Below are 19,970 nucleotides of genomic sequence, written 5' to 3'. Positions count from 1 at the left end.
CGGACACTCGCTTCAGGAGCACGATGCAGCAGCGGACCCCGTACCCCTTCACGGCGATCGTCGGTGCCGACGACATGTCGCTGGCCCTCATCCTCACCTCGATCGCACCCGAGGTCGGTGGCGTCCTCGTGCGCGGCGAGAAGGGCACGGCGAAGTCGACGATGGTCCGCGCCCTCGCGGATGTGCTCCCCACCCAGCCGGTGATCGCCGGGTGCCGCTTCGGCTGCGACCCCTCGGCCCCGGAGCCGGACTGCCCGGACGGCCCGCACCAGAGCGAGAGCGCTGCCGCCCAGGAGCGCCCGGCCCGGCTGGTCGAGCTGCCCGTGGGCGCCACCGAGGACCGGGTGATCGGCTCGCTCGACCTGCGCAAGGCGCTCGGCGCCGGCGAGGCCGCCTTCGAGCCCGGGCTGCTGGCCACCGCGCACCGCGGCATCCTCTACGTCGACGAGGTCAACCTGCTCCACGACCACCTCGTCGACCTGCTCCTCGACGCCGCGGCGATGGGCCGCAACACCGTCGAGCGGGACGGGGTCTCGATCAGCCACCCGGCGCGGATCGTGCTCGTCGGCACGATGAACCCCGAGGAGGGCGAGCTGCGCCCGCAGCTGCTCGACCGCTTCGGGCTGACCGTCGAGGTCGCCGCCAGCCGCGAGCCCCGGGAGCGCACCGAGGTGGTGCGGCGCCGGCTCGCCTACGACGCCGACCCGGCCGCCTTCGCCCGGGACTACGCCGCGCAGCAGGCCGAGCTCACCGCGCGGATCGCCGCCACCCGCGACCGGCTGGACGAGGTGACCCTCGACGACCGGGCGCTGGCCACGGTCGCCCGGGTGTGCGCCGGCTTCGACGTCGACGGGATGCGTGCCGACATCGTCACCGCACGGACCGCTCGCGCGCACGCGGCGTGGCAGGGCCGCACCGAGGTGACCCGCGCCGACATCCGCGCCGCCGCGCTGCTGGCGCTGCCGCACCGCCGACGCCGCAACCCCTTCGACGCCCCGGGCCTGGACGAGGAGCTGCTCGACCAGCTGCTCGACGAGGAGCCGCCGGAGCCCCCGGACGGCGGCGGCGAGGACCCCACGGACGACAGCGGAGACGGTCCGGAGGACCAGGACGACACCCCCGACGGGGACGGCGACGTCGGCTCCCCGGAGCCCGGCCCGCAGGACCCGCAGGGCCACCCGGAGCCCTCCCACCAGCCCGATCCCAGCCGGGCCGAGCACCCCTCGACCGACCAGAGCGCACCCGACCAGGCGGACCAGCCCGCCGACGCGCCGGACAGCCCCGAGGCTCCCCCGGCCGCGGCACCCACGATCGGGGTCGCCGCCGCGGGCACCCCCTACCGGGCCCGCCGGTTCGCCGTCCGGGGCACCGGCAGCGGACGCAGCGGGCGCCGCAGCGCGGCCTACACCGAGTCCGGCCGCACCGTCGGCGTGCACGCCCCCGGCCACGAGCCGGCCGGCGCCAAGGTGCACCTGCTGGCCACGCTCACCGCGGGCGCCGCCCGCCGGGCCACCACCGGGACGGACGTGGGCGCCGCGTCAAGGTCCAGCGAAGGATCGGGGGCCGGTCTGCGGCTGCAGGCCGGCGACCTGCGCCACGCGGTGACCCGCGGCCGCGAGTCCAACCTCGTGCTGCTGGCCGTCGACGCCTCCGGCTCGATGGCCGCCCGCCGGCGGATGGACGAGGTCAAGACCGCCGTGCTCTCGCTGCTCATGGACGCCTACCAGCGGCGCGACCGGGTGGGGCTGATCACCTTCCGCGGGGAGGGTGCCGAGCTGGCGCTGCCGCCGACCACCTCGGTGGACGCCGCGGCCGCGCGGCTGGAGGACCTGCCGCACGGCGGCCGCACCCCGGTCGCCGAGGGCCTGCTCGAGGCAGCCCGGGTGATCGCCCGCGAACGCATCCGCGACCCCCGCCAGCGCGCCCTGCTGCTCGTGCTCACCGACGGCCGGGCCACCGCCGGCGAGGACGCCCTGGCGCGGTCCCGCCGCGTGGCCGACTCGTGGTCGCGCAGCGCCGCCGCCGACACCGACGTCGTCGTCATCGACTGCGAGACCGGTCGCTTCCGGATGGGTCTGGCGGCCGACCTGGCCCGCCGGATGCGCGCCGAGCACGTGCCGCTGGAGCAGGTCGCCGCCGGAGCGATCGTCGATGTCGTCGACGAGCACCGCGCGCGCCCCGACGGCACCGCCGGACCGCACCGCACCGACCGCAGGAGCGCCGCCTGATGCCCCAGGGACAGGTCCCCACCACCCCCGACGACGGCCGCACCACCCGCCAGCGGCGGCACAGCCCGCTGGTGGTCGTCCACCACGGCGCCGGCAAGGGCAAGTCCACGGCCGCCTTCGGCCTGGCGCTGCGCGGCTGGAACCAGGGCTGGTCCACCGCGGTCTTCCAGTTCGTCAAGAGCGCGAAGTGGCGGATCGGCGAGGAGCAGGCGCTGACCACCCTCGGCCGGGTGCACGAGCAGACCGGCGAAGGGGGCCCGGTCGAGTGGCACAAGATGGGCTCCGGCTGGTCGTGGTCGCGCAAGGCCGGCACCGAGGAGGACCACGCGCGCGACGCCCGCGAGGGGTGGGCCGAGATCCAGCGACGACTGGCCGCCGAGCAGCACCAGATGTACGTCCTCGACGAGTTCAGCTATGTCCTGAAGTGGGGCTGGGTCGACGTGGCCGAGGTCGTCGAGACCCTGCAGCAGCGCCCCGGCTACCAGCACGTCGTCATCACCGGCCGCGACCCGCACCCGGACCTGCTGGCGATCGCCGACGTGGCCACCGAGATGACCAAGGTCGCTCACCCCTTCGACAAGGGGCAGAAGGGGCAGAAGGGCATCGAGTGGTGACCGGACGCCGTACGACGGGAGGTGCACGGTGGTGAGCACCCCGCGCATCGCCGTCGCCGCCCCGGCCTCCGGCCAGGGCAAGACGACCGTGGCGGTCGGGATCATGGCCGCGCTCAGCCGCGCCGGGCACGTCGTGGCCCCGGCCAAGGTGGGCCCGGACTACATCGACCCCGGCTACCACGCGCTGGCCACCGGCCGCCCCGGCCGCAACCTCGACCCGTGGCTGCTCGGCGGACCGGAGGCGATCGCCCCGATGCTCGCGCACGCCTGTGCCGCGACCACCCCGGCGGACGTGGCCGTGGTCGAAGGGGTGATGGGCCTGCACGACGGACGAATCGGCACCGACGGCTTCGCCTCGACGGCCCACGTGGCCGCGCTCACCGCGACCCCGGTGGTGCTCGTCGTCGACATCTCCAGCGCCTCCCGGACCGTGGCCGCCACCGTGCACGGGATGCGGACCTGGGGCGCGGCCGCCGGTCCCGGGGTGGACGGCGGCGACGTCCAGGTCGTCGGGGTCGTGCTCAACAAGGCCGGATCGCCGCGGCACGCCGACGAGGCCCGCCGCGCGGTGGCCTCGCTGGGGCTGCCGGTGCTCGGCGTGCTGCCGCGCGACGCCGGGGTCAGCGCGCCCTCGCGCCACCTCGGGCTGGTGCCGGTGGCCGAGCGCGCGGACGCGGCCGCCTCCCTGGACCGGCTCGCCGAGCAGACCGCCGAGCACGTCGACCTCGACCTGCTGCTCGACCTCGCCCGCAGCGCGCCACCGCTGGATGTCGCCCCCTGGGACCCGGCCGCGGCGATCCGGGACAGCGCCGGCCCGGACCCGGTGCACTGCTTCGGCGGTCGCCCGCGGGTCGCCGTCGCCGGCGGTCGGGCCTTCACCTTCCGCTACCCCGAGACCGAGGAGCTGCTGCGCGCCGCCGGCTGCGAGCCGGTCGTCCTCGACCCGGCCACCGACCGGGAGCTGCCGGCCGGCACCGCAGGGCTCTACCTCGGCGGCGGCTTCCCCGAGGTGCACGCCGCCGCGCTGTCGACGAACGCCACGCTGCGCGACGAGATCCGCGACGCGGTCCGCGCCGGGATGCCCACCGTCGCCGAGTGCGCCGGGCTGCTCTACCTCTGCGAGCAGGTCGACGGTCACCCCTTCGCCGGCGTGGTCCCGGCCCGGGCCGCCATGCACCCCCGGCTCACCCTGCGCTACCTGGACGCGACCACCGGCACCGACTCCGTGCTGGGCCCGGCCGGCAGCCCGGTCCGGGGGCACGAGTTCCACCGCACCCGCACCGACCCGGCCCGGGGCGAGCGGCCCGCCTGGACCGCCGACGGTGACGGGCACGGCTTCGCCCTCGACCCGGCCGGCACCGGCCGGGCCACCGTGCACGCCTCCTACCTGCACGTCAGCTGGGCCGGCGCCCCGGCGATGCCGGCGCACCTCGCTGCGGCGGTCAGCGACTTCGCGGCCCGCTCGCGGACCGGTGACACCGCACCGGTCTCGCGTGCGGCTGCTGCCCCCACGACCGGACCGCGCATCTCGGCCCAGCCACCGATGAGCACCGGCCCGGCCGACGCCCAGCTGACCGACCCGCTGCTGCACCACGGCGACACCGAGGTCGGTCCTGGCCTGGTGGACCTCGCGGTGAACGTCCGGGTGAGCGCTCCCCCGCCCTGGCTGGCCACCCAGATCCGCTCGGCCACAGCCGATCTCGCGACCTACCCCAGTACCGGCCGGGCCACTGCGGCGATCGCCCGGGCGCACGGGGTCCCCGAGGAGATGGTGCTGCCGACCGCCGGCGCGGCCGAGGCCTTCACCCTCGTCGCCCGGGCGCTGGCGCCGCGGCGACCGGTCGTGGTGCACCCGCAGTTCACCGAGCCGGACGCGGCGCTGCGTCGGGCCGGGTCCCCGGCCGAGCACGTCGTGCTCGACGCGGCGACCGGCTTCGCGCTGGACGACGACGCGGTCGTGCGGGTGCGCGCCGCCGACCCGGACCTGGTCGTCGTCGGCAACCCGACCAACCCGACCGGGGTGCTGCACCCTCGCGAGCAGGTCGCCGCGCTGCACGGGCCGACGCTGCTCGTCGACGAGGCCTTCCTCGACGCGCTCGGCGCGGAGCGCGAGGCCGCGACCACGCTCATCGACCGCGAGATGGCCGGCACCCTCGTCGTGCGCAGCCTCACCAAGACGTGGGGGGTCGCCGGGCTGCGCGCCGGTTACGTCGTCGGCGACCCCGCGCTCATCGCCCGGCTGCGCGCCCAGCAGGCCCATTGGTCGGTCTCCACCCCGGCCGCCGTCGTCATGGAGGCCACCGCGACGCCGGCCGCCCGCGCCGAGGCCGAACAGCTGGCCGAGCAGGCCCGCAGCTGGCGGGCGCATCTCGTCGCCGGGCTGCAGCGTCTGGGCCACCGCCCGGTGGCGGGCGAGGCGCCCTTCGTCCTCGTCCGGCTGGGCAGCGGCGCCCGGGAGGCGCTGCGCGAGCGCGGCTACGCCGTCCGGCGGGGGGACACCTTCCCCGGGCTGGACGCGGCATGGTGCAGGATCGCTGTCCGCGACCCGCTGACCACCGACGGCCTGCTGCGCGCCGTCGCCGAGATCACGCCCGAGGAGGCCACCGCATGAGCACCCCCCGTCTGCCCGGGTCGCCGCGCACCGCGCTGGTCCGCGAGCCCGGACCGAGGGTGAGCGAGATGGTGCACGCGCTGCTCGATGCCGGGTGCACGGTCAGCGTGGCCAGCGACGACCCCGGCCCCGAGCTGCGCGACCTGCACGGCCGCGGCCTGGTCGCGCTCGTCGCGGCGGACGCCGAGACCGGTGCCGACCTCGTGGTCCGCGACCGCACCCACGAGCCGCGCCCGACGGCCGCCTCGTCGCCGAGCCCCGCGTCCGGGCTGCCGGGCATGGGCGAGGTGGTGCTCGTCGGCGGTGGTCCCGGCGCCGCCGACCTCATCACCGTCGCCGGGCTGCAGGAGCTGCGGCAGGCCGACGTCGTCGTGCACGACCGGCTGGCCCCGATCGGGCTGCTCGACCAGACCCCGGAGCACTGCCTGCTCGTCCCGGTCGGCAAGATCCCGCGCAGCGACTTCACCCCGCAGGAGCGGATCAACGAGCTGCTCGTCGGCCACGCCCTCGAGGGCAGGCGGGTGGTCCGGCTGAAGGGGGGCGACAGCTTCGTCTTCGGGCGCGGCGGCGAGGAGTGGCTGGCCTGCACCGAGGCCGGCGTCCCGGTGCGCGTGGTCCCCGGGGTCACCTCGGCGGTCGCCGCGCCGGCCCTGGCCGGGCTGCCGGTCACCCACCGCGAGGTCACCTCCGGCTTCGTCGTCGTCTCCGGCCACGTCGGGCCGGACGACGAGCGCAACGCCGTGAACTGGCAGGCGCTGGCCGACGCCGGGCTCACCATCGTGCTGCTCATGGGGGTCGCCACGCTGCCGGCGATCGCCGAGCGGCTGCTGGCGTGCGGGATGCCTCCTGAGACGCCGGCGGCCGTGGTCGCCGACGCCGGGATGCCCAGCCAGCGCCGCGTGCGGGCACCGTTGCCGCAGATCGCTGCCCGCGCCGCGGCCGAAGGGGTCGGCGCACCCGCGGTGGCGGTCATCGGACGGGTGGCCGCGGTGCTGCCCGAGGATCGGCCGGCCGCGTCCTCGGCGACCGCCCGCGAGGAGGCGGTCGCCACCCCGGGTCACCCGACGCCGAGCGGCGGATGAGCCTCGGGGCCGGGCTGCGCCTGGCCACCGGGCTGCTGACCGTCGTGCCGGTGCGCTCGCTCGACGACGTGCTCGAGCTCCCGGCGACGGACCCTGCCGCGGCTCGGCGGACGGGCGGTGCGGCGATGCTGCTCGCGCCGGTGGCGGTGCTCCCGCTGGCCGCCGCCGCGGCGCTCGTGGTCGCCGCGGGCGACCTGCTGGGCCTGCCTGCGCTGGTCGTCGCCGCGCTGGTGCCGGCGGTGCTGGCGCTGGGCACCCGGGCGATGCACCTGGACGCGCTCGCCGACACCGCCGACGGCATCGGCGCCGGCTGGGACCGGGAGCGCGCGCTGGAGGTCATGCACCGCGGCGACGTCGGCCCGATGGGCGCCGCCACGCTGGTGCTCGTGCTGCTGCTCCAGGTCGCGGCCCTGACCAGCCTGGTCGCGCTCCCCTGGGCGCCGCTGCTCGTCGCCGCCGTCGTCGTGGTGAGCCGGGGCGGGTGCACCCTGGCGTGCCTGCGTGGCGTCCCGCCGGCCCGGCAGAGCGGCATGGGCAGCCTGGTCGCCGGGGCGGTCCCGGTGCCGGTCGCCTGCGTCGCGCTGCTGGCGTGGACCGCGCTGCTGACCGGGGCGGGCGCGCTGGCCGGCCTGGCCTGGTGGCAGGGCCCGGTCGCCGTCCTGGCCGCCGCCGTCGCCGTCGCTGCGCTGCTGCGCACCTGCCAGCGGGTCTTCGGCGGGGTGACCGGCGACGTCATCGGTGCCACCATCGAGGTCATGCTGCTGACCCTGCTGCTCACCCTCACCGTGGGCACCTCGTGAGGACCCTCGTCACCGGGGGCGTGCGCTGCGGCAAGTCCGCGCACGCCGAGGAGCTGCTCGCCGGCCACCGCGAGGTCACCTACCTGGCGACCGGGCCGCAGCGCGACGACGCCGACTGGGCGGCCCGGGTGCGGGCCCACCAGCAGCGTCGTCCCGGGTCGTGGCGCACCGTGGAGACCAGCGACGCGGCCGACGCGCTGAGGGTCGCCGAGGGTCCGGTGCTGCTGGACTGCGTCGGCACCTGGCTGACCGCGCAGCTCGACGAGCTGGCGGCCTGGGACGCCCCGGAGACGGCGTGGGTGCCCGAGCTCGACCGGCGGGTCGAGGATCTCGTCGCGGCCTGGAGCACGAGCGACGGCGTGGCCGTCACCAACGAGGTGGGCTGGGGCGTCGTGCCCGAGCACCGCTCCGGCCGGATCTTCGCCGACCGGCTTGGCCTGACGAACCAGCGCCTGGCCGCGGCCAGCGACCGGGTGGTGCTGGTCGTCGCCGGTCAGCCGCTCGTCGTCCGGGACCGGGGACGGGCCTGGCAGGCGACGCCGCCACGATGAGCCGGCCGTCCCGCCCTTCCTCCCGGCCGGCGGTCCGGACGTGCGCGCCCGACCCGGTGGCGCTCGGGCTGGCCGCCGGATGGCTGCTGGACCAGGTGCTGGCCGACCCCCGACGGGGGCACCCGGTCGCCGCCTTCGGCCGGTGGGCCGGGCTCGTGGAGGCACGCTGCTACGGCGACGAGGTGCGGCGTGGCGGTCTCGCCTGGGGGCTCGCCGTCGTGCCGATCGTGACGCTCGCCGGCGTCGCCGGGCGCGGCGGACCGGCGCGGCGCACCCTGGTGACGGCTGCGGCGACCTGGGCGGCGCTGGGCGGCACCTCGTTGGCCCGGGAGGGTACGGCGGTGCACCGTCTGCTGGTCGATGGCGACCGGCCCGCGGCACGGGTGCGGGTGCGCCACCTCGTCGGCCGGCGCACGGAACGGGCGAGCGTCGAGGACGTCGCCCGGGCCGCCGTCGAGTCGCTCGCCGAGAACACCTCGGACGCCGTCGTCGCCACGCTGGTCTGGGGCGGTCTGCTGGGGCCGGCCGGGGTGGTGGCCCACCGCGCGGTGAACACCCTCGACGCGATGTGGGGGCACCGCAGCCCGCGATACCACGGCTTCGGACGGGTGGCCGCCCGTGTCGACGACGTCCTCGGCTGGCTGCCGGCCCGGGTCACGGTGCTCGCGACGGCGGGGCTGTCCGGGCGGCCGGGTGCAGTGCTGCGGGTCGTCGCCCGGGACGCCGGCCAGCACCCCAGCCCGAACGCCGGGCCGGTCGAGGCGGCCGCCGCGGCCGCGCTCGGGGTCCGCCTGGGAGGTCGCAACGAGTACGCCGGCGAGGTCGAGGACCGCGGCACCCTCGGCGACGGCCCGCCGGTGGCCGTCCCGGACATCCCACGTGCGGTCACCCTCTCCCGTCAGGTCGGGGCGCTCACCCTCGCCGCGGTGCTGCTGTCCCGCCGCCTCGCCCGCCGCCCCCCTTCGCCCTAGCCGGGCCCTACCCTGCGCAACTGCCCGGGCAAATCACCCACCCACTGCGCAACTGCCCGGGCAAATCACCCACCCCCTCCGCAACTGCCCGGGCAAATCACCCACCCACTGCGCAACTGCCCGGGCAAATCACCCACCCTGCGCAACTGCCCGGGCAAATGCCACCCACTGGGCAACTGCCCGGGCAGCTGCGGCACCCGTCGGAGCGCGCCCGGGTGAACGCGAAAGAGGGTGGGTCAGGTCTGGTCGAGCCAGGCCAGGACGGCGGCGACGTCGGGCACCTCGCGCAAGCCCGCCGGCGGGGATGGGCGGGAGACGACGACCACCGGCACCCCCAGCTCGGCCGCGGCATCCAGCTTGGCCGCGGTGTACGACCCGCCGGAGTCCTTGGTGAGCAGCACGTCCACCCGATGACGGGTCATGAGCTCCCGCTCCCCTGTCACGTCGTACGGTCCGCGCGCCTCCAGCACGCTCCAGCCCGCCGGCACCGGCTCGGTCAGCGGCTCCACCACCCGCACCAGCACCGGCCGGTCGGTCCACCCCGCGTAGCGCCCCAGGGACTGCCGCCCCGTGGTGACGAACGGGCGCCCGCCCAGCGTCTCGGCCCGCTCCCGGGCCGCGTCGACGTCGCCCACCCAGCTCCAGCTCGCGGCGTCCGGGCGCTCCCGCCATCCGGGGCGGGCGAGCCGCAGCACCGGCACCCCGGCCCGCTCCGCGGCCGCCGCGGCGTGCGCGGTCATCGTCGCGGCGAAGGGGTGGGTGGCGTCGACGAGATGGGTGACGCCGCCGTCACGCAGCGCCGCCACCAGGCCGTCGACCCCGCCGAAGCCGCCGATCCGCACCTCGCCGACCGGCAGCCGCGGCCGGGAGACCCGACCGGCCAGCGAGGAGGTGACCTCGATCCCGTCGTCGACGAGCCGGGCCGCCAGCGCCCGCGCCTCCGCGGTCCCGCCGAGCAGCAGCACCCGCCGGGCCGCGCCACTCACCGCACCCCCGCTCACCAGACCTTCGCTCACCACACCCCCACGAGCTCGCCGCCGATCCGCACGACGAAGGCCCCCACGACGACGACGAAGACCCCGCGCACGAAGCCGCTGCCCAGGTGCACCGCGGTGCGGGCGCCGACGTAGCCGCCCACGAGGTTGGCCGAGGCCAGGGTCAGCCCGGCCGCCCACATGACGTGACCGCCGGGGACGAAGACGAGCAGCGCCCCGAGGTTCGTCGCGAAGTTCGTGATCTTCGCCTTCGCGCTCGCCTCGAGGAAGGCGTAGCCCATGAGCCCGACGAGGGCGAAGACGAGGAAGGATCCGGTACCCGGACCGAGCGCCCCGTCGTAGACACCGATGGTGAAGCCGGTGAGCATCGCCGCTCCGGTGTGCCGCCGCCCGGTGAAGCGCAGCGCGGTCACCGAGCCCAGGTCCGGCTTGAGCAGGGTGTAGGCGCCGACGACGACGAGCAGCCCGAGGATGATCGGGTTGAACGCCGACTTGGGGATGTGCAGCGCCACCACCGCCCCCAGCGCCGCCCCGCCGAGCGCCAGCGCCGCCATCGGCAGCGCGGTGCGCAGGTCGGGTCGCACCCTCCGGTAGTAGGTGATCGAGCTCGTCGCGGTGCCGACGATCGAGCCGAGCTTGTTCGTCGCGAGCAGCTGGGCCGGGCTGGCCCCGGGGAAGCCGAGCAGCAGCGCCGGCAGCTGCACCAGGCCGCCGCCGCCGACGACGGCGTCCACCCAGCCGGCGACCAGACCGGCCAGCAGCAGCCAGGCGATCGTCTCCAGGGTCAGCTCCACCCGGCGCCCACCCTCAGCCCGCGCGCCAGCCGTCGACGACGGCCAGGATCTCGGCGAGCTCGCTCACCGTCGCGTCCGGGACGACGTCGACGCTGACCTGCTGGTCGGCGGGGATGTCGCTGTGCGGCAGCCAGATCGCGCGCATGCCGACCTCCTGCGGGCCGAGCACGTCCTCGAAGAGCCGGTCCCCGACGTAGACCGCGTTGATCGGCGCCACCCCGACCGCGTCGCAGGCGGCCTCGAAGGCGCGCGCGTGCGGCTTGGTCCAGTGGATCTCGCTGGAGTAGACGTCGCCGTCGAGCAGGTCGAGCACGCCGTCCCGCGCGAAGATCCCGCGGTGGTACTCCCGGCTCCAGATCGTGTTGGAGAGCACCCCGACCGCCAGGCCCCGCTCGCGCAGGCCCCGCCACAGCGGGCCGACCTGCGGGTCGGTCCAGGTGTGCGGCTCCCAGAAGCGGCGGTAGGCGGCCAGCGCGAGGTGGTGCCGGTCGTGCGCCGGGTCCACCCCGGCCGCCCGCAGCACCTCGTCGAGGTCGGCGCTGCCGTGGTCCCCCTTCGTCCGCTGCCAGGCGACCGTCTCGGCCGCCAGCAGCCGCTCGCTCAGCTCGTGCGCCCGCGCCAGGTCGGCCTCGGGGACCCCGGCGGAGTCCACCGGGATCCCGTGCACCTCGCGGGCGAAGACCCGCCACTGCTCCCCGAGGTCGATGGTGTGCCACGGGGTGAGCGTGCCGCCCCAGTCGAAGATCACCGCCTGCACCGGTCCCGGCGTCGGGCGGTCGGGCGCGACCCGGCGCGGGACGTCGCCGCGGCCGTCCTTGTGCTCGTCGGCGTGGTCGTCGGTCGGGCTCACCCGCGGACCTCGGCGACGACCGCGGCCACCACCTCGCCGACCGGCACGTCGCGACGCTCGCCGGAGCGGCGGTCCTTGAGCTCGACGACCCCGTCGGCCAGGCCCTTGCCGACGACGAGGATCGTCGGGACACCGACGAGCTCGGCGTCCTTGAACTTCACGCCCGGGCTGACCTTGCCGGCCCGGTCGTCGTAGAGCACGTCGAGGCCCTGGGCCTCGAGGTCCGCGGCGAGCTGGCCGGCGGCGACGAAGAGGTCCTCGCCCTTGCCGGCAGCCACGACGTGCACGTCGAAGGGAGCGACCTCGCGCGGCCAGACGAGACCGAGCTCGTCGTGGTTGTCCTCGGCGATGACGCCGACGGCGCGGGTGACACCGACCCCGTAGGAGCCCATGTGGACGGTGACGAGCGAGCCGTTCTCGTCGAGCACCTTGAGCCCGAGCGCCTCGGCGTACTTCGTGCCGAGCTGGAAGATGTGCCCCATCTCGATGCCGCGGGCCAGGGTCAGCGGGGTGCCGTTCGGGCCGAGGTCGCCCTCGCGGATCTCGACGGCCTGCACCGTCCCGTCGGCGGTGAAGTCGCGGCCGTGCACGAGGTCGATGACGTGCCGGCCGTGCTCGTCGGCGCCGGTCACCCAGGCGCTGCCCTCGGCGACCGAGGGGTCGAGCAGGTAGCGGATGCCGGTCGCCTTCTCCTCGCCGAGCACGCCGGGCCCGATGTACCCCTTCGCCAGGGCCGGGTGCGCGGCGAAGTCGGCCTCCGCGAAGGCCTCGACCGCGGCCGGGGCGACCGTGACCTCCAGCCGCGCGAGGTCGACCTCCCGGTCGCCGGGCACGCCGATGGCCAGCGGCTCACGACGCCCCTCGGGGTGCTCCTCGTCGGCCGGGTGGACGAGCATGACGAGGACGTTCTTCAGGGTGTCCGCGGCCGTCCACTCGTGCCCGTCCGCCCGCGCGTGGTCGGCGTTCAGCGCCGCGACGAGCGTCTCGATCGTCGGGGTGCCCGGGGTGTCCTCGACGTGCGCCGGCCCGGCGGTGACCGGCACCGCGGCCGCCGGCGGGATCTCGACCGCCTCGACGTTGGCCGCGTAGCCGGCCTCGTCGCGCACGAAGGTGTCCTCGCCGCCGTCGTTGACGGCGAGGAACTCCTCGCTCGCCGAGCCGCCCATCGCCCCGGAGTCGGCCTGGACGACGACGTACTCGAAGCCGAGCCGGTCGAAGATCTTCACGTAGGCCGCGCGGTGGGCGTCGTAGGCCTTCTGCAGCCCGGAGGCGTCGACGTCGAAGGAGTAGCTGTCCTTCATGATGAACTCGCGACCGCGCAGCACGCCGGCCCGCGGACGGGCCTCGTCGCGGTACTTCGTCTGGATCTGGAAGAGGGTCAGCGGCAGGTCCTTGTACGAGGTGTACATGTCCTTGACCGTGAGGGTGAACATCTCCTCGTGGGTGGGCCCGAGGAGCATGTCGGCACCCTTGCGGTCGACCAGCCGGAAGAGGTTGGGGCCGTACTCGGTCCACCGGTTCGTCGCCTCGTAGGGCTCCTTGGGCAGCAGCGCGGGGAAGCTCAGCTCCTGGGCACCGATCGCCTCCATCTCCTCGCGGACGATGCCCTCGACCTTGCGCAGCACCCGCAGCCCGAGCGGCAGCCAGGTGTAGACCCCCGGCGCCGCCCGACGCACGTAGCCGGCCCGGACGAGCAGCTTGTGCCCCGGCAGCTCCGCGTCCGCCGGGTCCTCACGAAGGGTGCGGAGGAAGAGGGACGACATGCGCATGACCACGGGGGTGGCTCCTGACGTGCGGGAGGGCGAAGGGGTGACGAGCACGACCGTCGCGCTCGTGGCCGTCACGACCGCAGCCGCCACGACCACGGCAGGATAACCGTCACCCGTGGCAGGCTCTCACCCATGACCGCGCGCGAGATCACCACCGACGAGGAGCTGACCGCGCTCGTCGGCGAGCCGCTCCCCCGGGTCCGCGACAAGGCACGCCCGGCGCTGACCGACCTGGACCGGCAGTGGCTCGCGGCCACCCCCTTCGTCGTCGTGGCCACCTCCGCCGACGACGGCAGCTGCGACGCCTCGCCGAAGGGCGACCCGGCCGGCGACCTCGTGCACGTCCTCGACGAGCGCACCGTCGCCCTGGCCGAGCGGCCTGGCAACAAGCGGGTCGACGGCTACCGCAACGTGCTGCGCAACCCGCACGTCGGGCTGCTCTGCGTCATCCCCGGTCGCGGCGACACGCTGCGGATCAACGGGCGCGCCCGGCTGGTCGCCGACGCCCCGTGGTTCGACCAGCTCGAGGTCAGGGGGCACCGTCCGATCCTCGCCCTGGTCGTCGAGATCGACGAGGTCTACCACCACTGCGCCAAGGCCTTCCTGCGCAGCCGGCTGTGGGAGCCGGAGAGCTGGGCGCCGGAGGCGCTGCCGTCGCGGGCCCGGATCGCCCAGGCGACCGACCGGCCGGAGACGCCGCTGGCGGAGCTGGAGACCTACTACGGACCGCAGTACGCCGAGCACCTCTACTGACGCCACCCGGTGCACCGGTGACCTGACCTCGGCCGACGGGCTGGTCATCTGTCAAGAAGCCAGCTCGTGACCAGCCGGTAACCAACCTCTCGTCCCTACCATGGGCGCAGGAGGTCAGACATGGATGGTCGTGACGGCAGCGTGGCCGCCACGGTGGACCGGGAGCGCCCGCCGGGATGGAGCGCCACCGGCGACCCGCTGGTGAAGTTCCATGCCCCGGAGATCGTCTTCGGCGCCGGCGCGCTGGCCGAGACCGGGCACGCGGCCCGGCGGCTCGGGGCGGTGCGCCCCTTCGTCGTCACCGATCCCGGCCTGGTGGAGGCCGGCTGGGTGGCCGAGCTGCGCGGCCATCTCGCCGAGGCCGGCCTCACCCCCGTCGTGTGCAGCGACGTCTCGCCCAACCCGCGGGACGCCGAGGTCACCGCCGCGCACGAGACCTACCGGGCCAACGGCTGCGACGTCATCATCGGCCTCGGCGGGGGCTCCGCGATGGATGCGGCGAAGGGGGTGGCCATCCTCGCCGGCAACGGCGGGAGCATCCTCGACTACCGGGGCGTGGACCAGGTGCGGCACGAGATCCCGCCGCTGCTCATGGTGCCCTCGACCTCCGGCACCGGCGCCGACGTCAGCCAGTTCTGCATCGTCACCGACACCGCCCGCCGGATGAAGGTGACGATCATGGGCCGGGCGCTGGTCCCGGACATCTCGGTGACCGACCCGCGGCTGCTGACCACCATGCCGGACTGGCTCAACGCGGCCACCGGCCTGGACGCACTCACCCACGGGGTCGAGGCCTTCGTCTCCCGGGCGCACAACGCGCTCGCCGACGTGCACGCCCTCAACGCCGTCGGGCTGGTCACCACCCACCTCACGACGACGATGACCCGACCGCTCGACGCGGCGGCCCGCACCGGCATGGCCGAGGCGTCGCTGGCCGCCGGGCTCGCCTTCACCAACGCCATCCTCGGCGCGACGCACGCGATGAGCCACCAGGTCGGCGGGCTGCTCGACGCCCCGCACGGGGTCATCAACGGCATCCTGCTGCCGCACGTCATCCGCTACAACGCCCGCACCGCCCCCGGCCGGTACCGCGCGCTGGCTCGCTCGGCCGGGCTGGACGTCGACGGGATGCCGGACGAGGAGGCGGCCGAGCACCTGGCCGCGCACGCCCGGGCCCTGGCCGACGAGGTCGGGGTGCCAAGGTCGCTGCGGGCGATCGGGCTCACCGAGGACCACCTCGGGGTGCTGGCCGAGCACTCCCTCGAGGACGCCTGCCTGACCACCAACCCGCGCGCCACCGACAGCCAGGACCTCGAGGACATCTTCCGGGCGGCGCTGTGACCGACGGCGCTCGTGCGGCCGACGACGGCCCTCCCGAGCTGGCCCGGCTCACCGGGGTCCGCTCCGGCAAGAAGTCCTACTACCCCGCCTACCTGCGGTCCACCCAGCGCACCCAGCGGGCGGTGCGGGCGATGGACACCATCTCCCGGGCGGTGGTGCGCACCGTCGAGGGCCCCCGCTCGCTGCTGGAGGAGGTGGCCCGCGCCGCCGCGGACCACATGAACGCCTCGTGGGCGGTGCTCGCGCTGGCCGACAAGCACCTGCCGAAGGCGCGGCAGCGCTTCGTCGTCGTCGGTCCCGACCGGCACGCCGCGGCCACCCCGGAGGAGGTGCCGGAGATCGTCCGGCTGGAGCTCTCGGCGATCCGGTCGGGCTTCTCCGCGCCCAGCGCCCGCACCGATGTCTGGGTCCGGGTGCCGATGTACCTCGAGGGGCGCCGGATCGGCGGCCTGGCCGCCCAGCACGGGGTCGACGGCGAGCCGGAGCCCGAGGACCTGGCGGTGCTGCGCATCCTGGCCAACCAGGCCGCCGTCTCGCTGCACACCTCCGAGCAGTACCACGCCGGGCTGGCGCTGCACCGGCAGGCGGAGCGGCTGGCCGAGGAGACCCGCGCCCAGGCGCGTGACCTGGCGGTGCGCACCAGCCAGCTGGAGCGGGCCGAGCGACGGCTGGTGGTGGCCGAGCAGCGCGAGCTCGTCGAGACCGAGCGGCGACGGATCGCCCGGGAGCTGCACGACAGCGTCACCCAGTACGTGCTCTCCGCCGGGATGGCCGTCGAGGTCGCCCGCGGCGAGGCGGAGAGCATGGCCGCCGACGAGGTGGTCGAGCAGCTGGTCGTCGCCAAGGAGCTTACCCAGGACGCGGTCGAGCAGCTGCGCTCGGCGATCTTCTCGCTGACCCGCCCTCGCCAGGAGGCGGTGGTCTCGCTGCACGACCTGCTCGTCGAGGTCGCCGGGCACCACGGCTCGCGGCTGCAGGTGTCGGTGGACGTCACCGGGCGCAGCCTCGACCTCGGCCACGACGTGCACCACGAGATCGCCCGGATCGTCGCCGAGGCGCTCTTCAACGCGGTCAGCCACGCGCACGCGGCCACCGCCCGGGTCCGGGTGCGCTGGCGTCCGGACGAGGTGGTCGTCAGCGTGGCCGACGACGGTGACGGCGAGCCCGCGGGGCTGCGCCGGATGCTGCGCGAGGAGCGCCGCACGGTCGGCGACGGCCGTCACCAGGGCCTGTCCAACATGGACACCCGGGCCCGCGGTCTGGGCGGTCGGCTGAGCTTCCGCCGGGCCCGGAGCGGCGGGGTGCAGCTCGTCGTCCGGGTGCCGCTGCCGGTGACCCGGACGGGGCCGGAGACGTTGCCCGCCTCCGTCGCACCCGGAGCCGTCGCACCCGGAGCCGCCGCCCCCGACGCGGTCACCCCGGTGCGCAGCGCCCCGGTCGCGGACGCACGGGCGCGAGGAGGATCGCGATGACGCCAGGAACAAACCCCGCGACCCGCGAGGACGGCGGGCCGGCCGCGATCTCGGTGATGCTCGTCGACGACCACGCGATCGTGCGCCAGGGGCTGCGCGCGGTGCTGCAGCGCGAGCCGGAGATCGACGTGGTCGCCGAGGCCTCCTCGGTCGGCGAGGCGCTGGCCGTGCTGGACCGGGTGACCCCGACCGTGGTCCTGCTCGACCTCAAGCTCTCCACCTCCAGCGACGCCGAGGGGCTCGACCTGGCCCGGGAGATCACCACCCGTCACCCGCAGGTCGCGGTGCTGGTGCTGACCACCTTCATCGACGACGAGCTGGTCGCCGAGGCGATCCGGGCCGGGGCGAAGGGGTACGTCGTCAAGGACGTCGACACCGGCGCCCTGGTCGGCGCGATCCACGACGTGAGCACCGGGGAGTCCGCCTTCGACGCCCGCAGCGCCTCCGCGATGGTCCGGGCGATGCAGGCCCCGCCGAGCGCCCCGCCGACCCTGTCCACCCGCGAGGGCGAGGTGCTCGACCTGCTGGCGCACGGGCTGAGCAACCCCGAGATCGGTCGACGGCTCTACATCAGCGAGACCACCGCGAAGTTCCACGTCGGCAACATCCTGCGCAAGCTCGAGGTCTCCGGGCGGGCCGAGGCGGTCTACGAGGCGACCAAGCGCGGCCTGCTGTGACCGGCCGTCTCACCCGCGCTCGACCCGGTCCAGCACGAGCCAGCCACCGTGGTCCTCGGAGACCTCGCCGCACCATCCGGCAGCGCCGTCGGCCCATCGCTGCAACGCATCCAGGGTGACCGCCCACAGGTGGCCGTACTGCTCGCTCGGTCGCTCCTCCAGGGGCACCGCCACCACCACCCGCTGCCGGGCCAGCCGGCATGCCGTGCCGATCACCCGGCCGGCGTGCTCCGGCTCCAGGTGCTCGAGCAGGTGCACCGCGAGCACGGTGTCCACGCTGCGGTCCGCTCGCGGGACGTGCGCCGCGTCGCAGACCAGGGTGTCCAGCGGCAGACCCATCCGGCCGGACATGACCTGCAGCAGGTCCATCGTCCCGGAGGAGACGTCCGAGGCGATGACCTCGTGCCGGTCGGCCAGGCGCAGCGCGAGGAAGCCGAAGCAGCTGCCCAGCTCGAGCACCGACCGGCCCCGGACCAGCGCGGCGACCCTCCGGTAGACCGGCGCGTAGCCCGCGACCGTGCCGTGCCCGGCGCCGCCCTCCGGTGGCGCGGGCAGGTCGGCGTCGCCCGGCGCCGCCCTGTCCACCGCCCGTAACGTGTTCTCGTAGAAGGCCGCCCACGCGGTCACCGGGTCGTCGTCGCAGGTGAGCACGACGCCGGTGAAGACCCGCTCGAAGAGGTCGGCGCCGCGCAGCCAGCCGGGCTCGAAGAGCTCCTCGGACAGCAGACCGGCCAGGTCGTCGTCGACACCGGCCAGCGTCAGGGCGTGCTCGAGCACCAGCTCACCGTCCTCGCGCAGCAGGTCGAAGTGCGCGGTCCGCAGCCCGCCGGGCCGGCGCGGCGCCACCGGGCTGCGTGGCCGCACGGTGATGACCCCGTCCCGGTAGCAGCCTCCCCGGGCCGGCGCGAGGGCCTCGATCGCGCCCACGCTCACACCAGCACCTCGCCCATGCGATGGCTGAAGGTCTCCAGCCCGCCGAGGTTGCGCACCACCTCGATGTGGTCGATGTCCGGCTCGTAGAGCGGCAGGTCGCACCGGCCCAGCCCCCAGGAGTAGCGCGGCTCGGGGGTCAGCCAGACGACGTGCCGGGCCCGGCGGGCGATCTCCTCGAAGGCGCGCAGGCCGGGGTCGCGGCCGTTGCCCCGCCCGTCGCCGATGATCACCACGGTGGTGCGCCGGGTGATCGCGCCGCCGAACTCCTCGAGGAACTGCCGCAGCACCGCCCCGTAGTCGGAGTCGGCGTCGACGTCGATGACGCCGCCGTCCCCCTCGCCGGCCATGACGATCGAGAGGGCCTGCTGCACGTGGTGGTCGGCGAAGAGGTCGCTCACCTCGACCACCTCGTCGACGAAGGCGAAGGAGCGCACCTTCGAGGCCACCGACTGCAGGCTGTGCACCAGGTGCAGCGCGAAGCCGGAGGTGGCCCGCACCGAGAGCGAGACGTCGCAGAGCACGAGCAGCTGCGGCCGGTCCTCGCGCTTGCTCACCAGCACCGGGCGGAAGGGCACCCCGTCGAAGCGCATGTTGGCGCGCATCGTCCGGCGCGGGTCGATCGTGCCGCTCCCGGCGACGTGCCGCCGGGGTCGCGGCGCGCCGCGCAGCACGCGCAGCAGCCGCCGGACCGACTCCTCGAAGGCGAGCCGGTCGGGCTCGGCCAGCACCTCGGCGCGGGCCACGTCCAGCTCGCGCTCCTCGACCTCCGCCTCGGCAGACATCAGCGCCTGCAGGTGCTCCTTGATCCGCTCCGGCAGGCTCTCCAGGAGAGGTGCCAGCCGCTCCCGCAGCTCGGCCACGTCGATGTCCGGGGCGAGCTCGGCCAGCTCGTCGTCGGGCTCGCCGAGCCAGCTGAGCAGGGCGAGCTCCTCGGCCACCGACAGCTCGACGTCGAGCTCGGTGCCGGGCTGCTTGGCCAGCGTCCCGGGCGTGCCGGGGTTGTGCAGCCGCGAGGTGGTCACCTGCACCCGGGCGGCCTCACCCTGGGTGCCGGCGCCGTCCTTGGAGAGCACCACCTCGTCGGTCATCGACGCCAGGTCGAGCTTGTTCGCCTCCTGGTGCAGGTTGTACTGCTCGGCCATGTCCTCGGGCTTGAAGAAGTCCTTGATGTCCTTCGGGGCGCCGTGGCTGTGACCCTGCTGCGGGGTGTCGGAGAGCTCCTCCGAGAGCGTCAGGTCGGTCAGCTCGCCGGTGTCGCTGAGGTCGTCGTGGGCGTGACCGTGCCCCTCCTCCTCGGGCACCACCCGGCGCAGCCGGAAGAAGCGGTCGAAGACCTCGTCGAAGACCTCCATGTCCCGCCGGTCCTTGACGAGGGTCACCGCGAGCGCCGAGCGCAGCCGCTCCCGGTCGGACATGATCCCGCCCTGCGCCGCGGCCTCGAGGGCGTCGAGCGCCTCGGCGACGCTGACCCGCATCCCGTGCAGCCGCAGGTAGCGGATGAACCGGTGCAGCGCGCCCTCCATGCCGGG

The 19,970-nt window shown here is 75.4% G+C and carries 17 protein-coding genes; 11 read left to right on the top strand and 6 right to left on the bottom strand.

Annotation, left to right across the window (positions count from 1 at the left end):
- The first annotated feature begins 23 nt into the window (after positions 1–23).
- Genes BJY28_RS10485 through BJY28_RS10455 form a run of 7 tightly spaced genes read left to right on the top strand, consistent with a single transcriptional unit; the run spans position 24 to position 8,857 of the window.
- Positions 24–2,228 carry a VWA domain-containing protein gene (locus tag BJY28_RS10485; protein ID WP_179462964.1) on the top strand — a complete coding sequence of 735 codons (2,205 nt, stop codon included), beginning with the start codon at positions 24–26 and terminating at the stop codon, positions 2,226–2,228.
- Positions 2,228–2,842, top strand: a complete 615-nt coding sequence (gene cobO, locus BJY28_RS10480; RefSeq protein WP_179462963.1) for a cob(I)yrinic acid a,c-diamide adenosyltransferase — start codon at positions 2,228–2,230, stop codon at positions 2,840–2,842. The genes BJY28_RS10485 and cobO overlap by 1 nt, the downstream gene beginning before the upstream one ends.
- A gap of 31 nt (positions 2,843–2,873) precedes the next feature.
- Positions 2,874–5,453, top strand: coding sequence for a bifunctional hydrogenobyrinic acid a,c-diamide synthase/histidinol phosphate aminotransferase CobBC (cobBC, locus tag BJY28_RS16875; RefSeq protein WP_343037058.1), 2,580 nt, complete (start codon positions 2,874–2,876; stop codon positions 5,451–5,453).
- On the top strand, positions 5,450–6,535 hold the full coding sequence (gene cobA / locus BJY28_RS10470; RefSeq protein ID WP_179462961.1) for a uroporphyrinogen-III C-methyltransferase: 1,086 nt from the start codon (positions 5,450–5,452) through the stop codon (positions 6,533–6,535). The genes cobBC and cobA overlap by 4 nt, the downstream gene beginning before the upstream one ends.
- The gene (locus BJY28_RS10465; RefSeq protein WP_179462960.1) at positions 6,532–7,335 is read left to right on the top strand and encodes an adenosylcobinamide-GDP ribazoletransferase; all 804 of its coding nucleotides are present in this window, start codon (positions 6,532–6,534) and stop codon (positions 7,333–7,335) included. Before cobA ends, BJY28_RS10465 begins: the two co-directional genes overlap by 4 nt.
- The gene (locus tag BJY28_RS10460; protein ID WP_179462959.1) at positions 7,332–7,886 is read left to right on the top strand and encodes a bifunctional adenosylcobinamide kinase/adenosylcobinamide-phosphate guanylyltransferase; all 555 of its coding nucleotides are present in this window, start codon (positions 7,332–7,334) and stop codon (positions 7,884–7,886) included. Before BJY28_RS10465 ends, BJY28_RS10460 begins: the two co-directional genes overlap by 4 nt.
- Positions 7,883–8,857 (top strand): cobalamin biosynthesis protein CobD/CbiB, encoded by a 975-nt coding sequence (locus BJY28_RS10455; protein WP_179462958.1) that lies wholly within the window; start codon positions 7,883–7,885, stop codon positions 8,855–8,857. Before BJY28_RS10460 ends, BJY28_RS10455 begins: the two co-directional genes overlap by 4 nt.
- Positions 8,858–9,093: 236 nt before the next feature.
- Here the strand turns inward: BJY28_RS10455 and BJY28_RS10450 are convergent, their stop codons facing one another.
- From BJY28_RS10450 to BJY28_RS10435, 4 genes are read right to left on the bottom strand one after another with little or no spacing between them, the layout of a single operon-like run.
- Positions 9,094–9,843 (bottom strand): cobalt-precorrin-6A reductase, encoded by a 750-nt coding sequence (locus BJY28_RS10450; RefSeq protein ID WP_179462957.1) that lies wholly within the window; start codon positions 9,841–9,843, stop codon positions 9,094–9,096.
- Between the two features lie 26 nt (positions 9,844–9,869).
- Positions 9,870–10,646, bottom strand: coding sequence for a TSUP family transporter (locus tag BJY28_RS10445; RefSeq protein ID WP_179462956.1), 777 nt, complete (start codon positions 10,644–10,646; stop codon positions 9,870–9,872).
- A 13-nt stretch (positions 10,647–10,659) separates the two neighbouring features.
- Positions 10,660–11,496 carry an HAD family hydrolase gene (locus BJY28_RS16870; RefSeq protein WP_343037056.1) on the bottom strand — a complete coding sequence of 279 codons (837 nt, stop codon included), beginning with the start codon at positions 11,494–11,496 and terminating at the stop codon, positions 10,660–10,662.
- Positions 11,493–13,265 carry a proline--tRNA ligase gene (locus tag BJY28_RS10435; protein WP_179462955.1) on the bottom strand — a complete coding sequence of 591 codons (1,773 nt, stop codon included), beginning with the start codon at positions 13,263–13,265 and terminating at the stop codon, positions 11,493–11,495. The genes BJY28_RS16870 and BJY28_RS10435 overlap by 4 nt, the downstream gene beginning before the upstream one ends.
- 132 nt (positions 13,266–13,397) lie before the next feature.
- Between BJY28_RS10435 and BJY28_RS10430 the strand changes: the two genes are divergently transcribed.
- The 4 genes from BJY28_RS10430 to BJY28_RS10415 all read left to right on the top strand — a co-directional run bounded on the left by BJY28_RS10430 (position 13,398) and on the right by BJY28_RS10415 (position 17,508).
- Entirely contained in the window at positions 13,398–14,018 is a 621-nt protein-coding gene (locus BJY28_RS10430; protein ID WP_179462954.1) for a pyridoxamine 5'-phosphate oxidase family protein, read from the top strand.
- A 120-nt stretch (positions 14,019–14,138) separates the two neighbouring features.
- Positions 14,139–15,359, top strand: a complete 1,221-nt coding sequence (locus BJY28_RS10425) for an iron-containing alcohol dehydrogenase (protein ID WP_179462953.1) — start codon at positions 14,139–14,141, stop codon at positions 15,357–15,359.
- The gene (locus BJY28_RS10420) at positions 15,356–16,831 is read left to right on the top strand and encodes a MadS family sensor histidine kinase (protein WP_179462952.1); all 1,476 of its coding nucleotides are present in this window, start codon (positions 15,356–15,358) and stop codon (positions 16,829–16,831) included. Before BJY28_RS10425 ends, BJY28_RS10420 begins: the two co-directional genes overlap by 4 nt.
- Positions 16,828–17,508, top strand: coding sequence for a MadR family response regulator transcription factor (locus BJY28_RS10415; RefSeq protein WP_179462951.1), 681 nt, complete (start codon positions 16,828–16,830; stop codon positions 17,506–17,508). The genes BJY28_RS10420 and BJY28_RS10415 overlap by 4 nt, the downstream gene beginning before the upstream one ends.
- A gap of 9 nt (positions 17,509–17,517) precedes the next feature.
- Here the strand turns inward: BJY28_RS10415 and mftM are convergent, their stop codons facing one another.
- Together mftM and BJY28_RS10405 are read right to left on the bottom strand one after the other, a co-directional pair.
- Positions 17,518–18,441 (bottom strand): mycofactocin oligosaccharide methyltransferase MftM, encoded by a 924-nt coding sequence (gene mftM, locus BJY28_RS16630; RefSeq protein ID WP_179462950.1) that lies wholly within the window; start codon positions 18,439–18,441, stop codon positions 17,518–17,520.
- Positions 18,438–19,964 (bottom strand): VWA domain-containing protein, encoded by a 1,527-nt coding sequence (locus BJY28_RS10405; RefSeq protein WP_179462949.1) that lies wholly within the window; start codon positions 19,962–19,964, stop codon positions 18,438–18,440. The genes mftM and BJY28_RS10405 overlap by 4 nt, the downstream gene beginning before the upstream one ends.
- Positions 19,965–19,970: the final 6 nt, after the last annotated feature.

Origin of the sequence: Janibacter alkaliphilus (assembly GCF_013408565.1) — a bacterium.
Lineage (GTDB): Bacteria > Actinomycetota > Actinomycetes > Actinomycetales > Dermatophilaceae > Janibacter > Janibacter alkaliphilus.
This window is presented reverse-complemented; position numbering and strand designations above follow the sequence as displayed.

Excerpts from the sequence above, each read along its gene's own strand:
- BJY28_RS10435 (WP_179462955.1), bottom strand. The coding sequence starts at position 13,265 with ATGCGCATGTCGTCCCTCTTCCTCCGCACCCTTCGTGAGGACCCGGCG.
- BJY28_RS10430 (WP_179462954.1), top strand. The coding sequence starts at position 13,398 with ATGACCGCGCGCGAGATCACCACCGACGAGGAGCTGACCGCGCTCGTC.
- BJY28_RS10425 (WP_179462953.1), top strand. The coding sequence starts at position 14,139 with ATGGATGGTCGTGACGGCAGCGTGGCCGCCACGGTGGACCGGGAGCGC.
- BJY28_RS10465 (WP_179462960.1), top strand. The coding sequence starts at position 6,532 with ATGAGCCTCGGGGCCGGGCTGCGCCTGGCCACCGGGCTGCTGACCGTC.
- cobO (WP_179462963.1), top strand. The coding sequence starts at position 2,228 with ATGCCCCAGGGACAGGTCCCCACCACCCCCGACGACGGCCGCACCACC.
- cobA (WP_179462961.1), top strand. The coding sequence starts at position 5,450 with ATGAGCACCCCCCGTCTGCCCGGGTCGCCGCGCACCGCGCTGGTCCGC.
- BJY28_RS10415 (WP_179462951.1), top strand. The coding sequence starts at position 16,828 with ATGACGCCAGGAACAAACCCCGCGACCCGCGAGGACGGCGGGCCGGCC.
- BJY28_RS10405 (WP_179462949.1), bottom strand. The coding sequence starts at position 19,964 with ATGGAGGGCGCGCTGCACCGGTTCATCCGCTACCTGCGGCTGCACGGG.
- BJY28_RS10485 (WP_179462964.1), top strand. The coding sequence starts at position 24 with ATGCAGCAGCGGACCCCGTACCCCTTCACGGCGATCGTCGGTGCCGAC.
- BJY28_RS10455 (WP_179462958.1), top strand. The coding sequence starts at position 7,883 with ATGAGCCGGCCGTCCCGCCCTTCCTCCCGGCCGGCGGTCCGGACGTGC.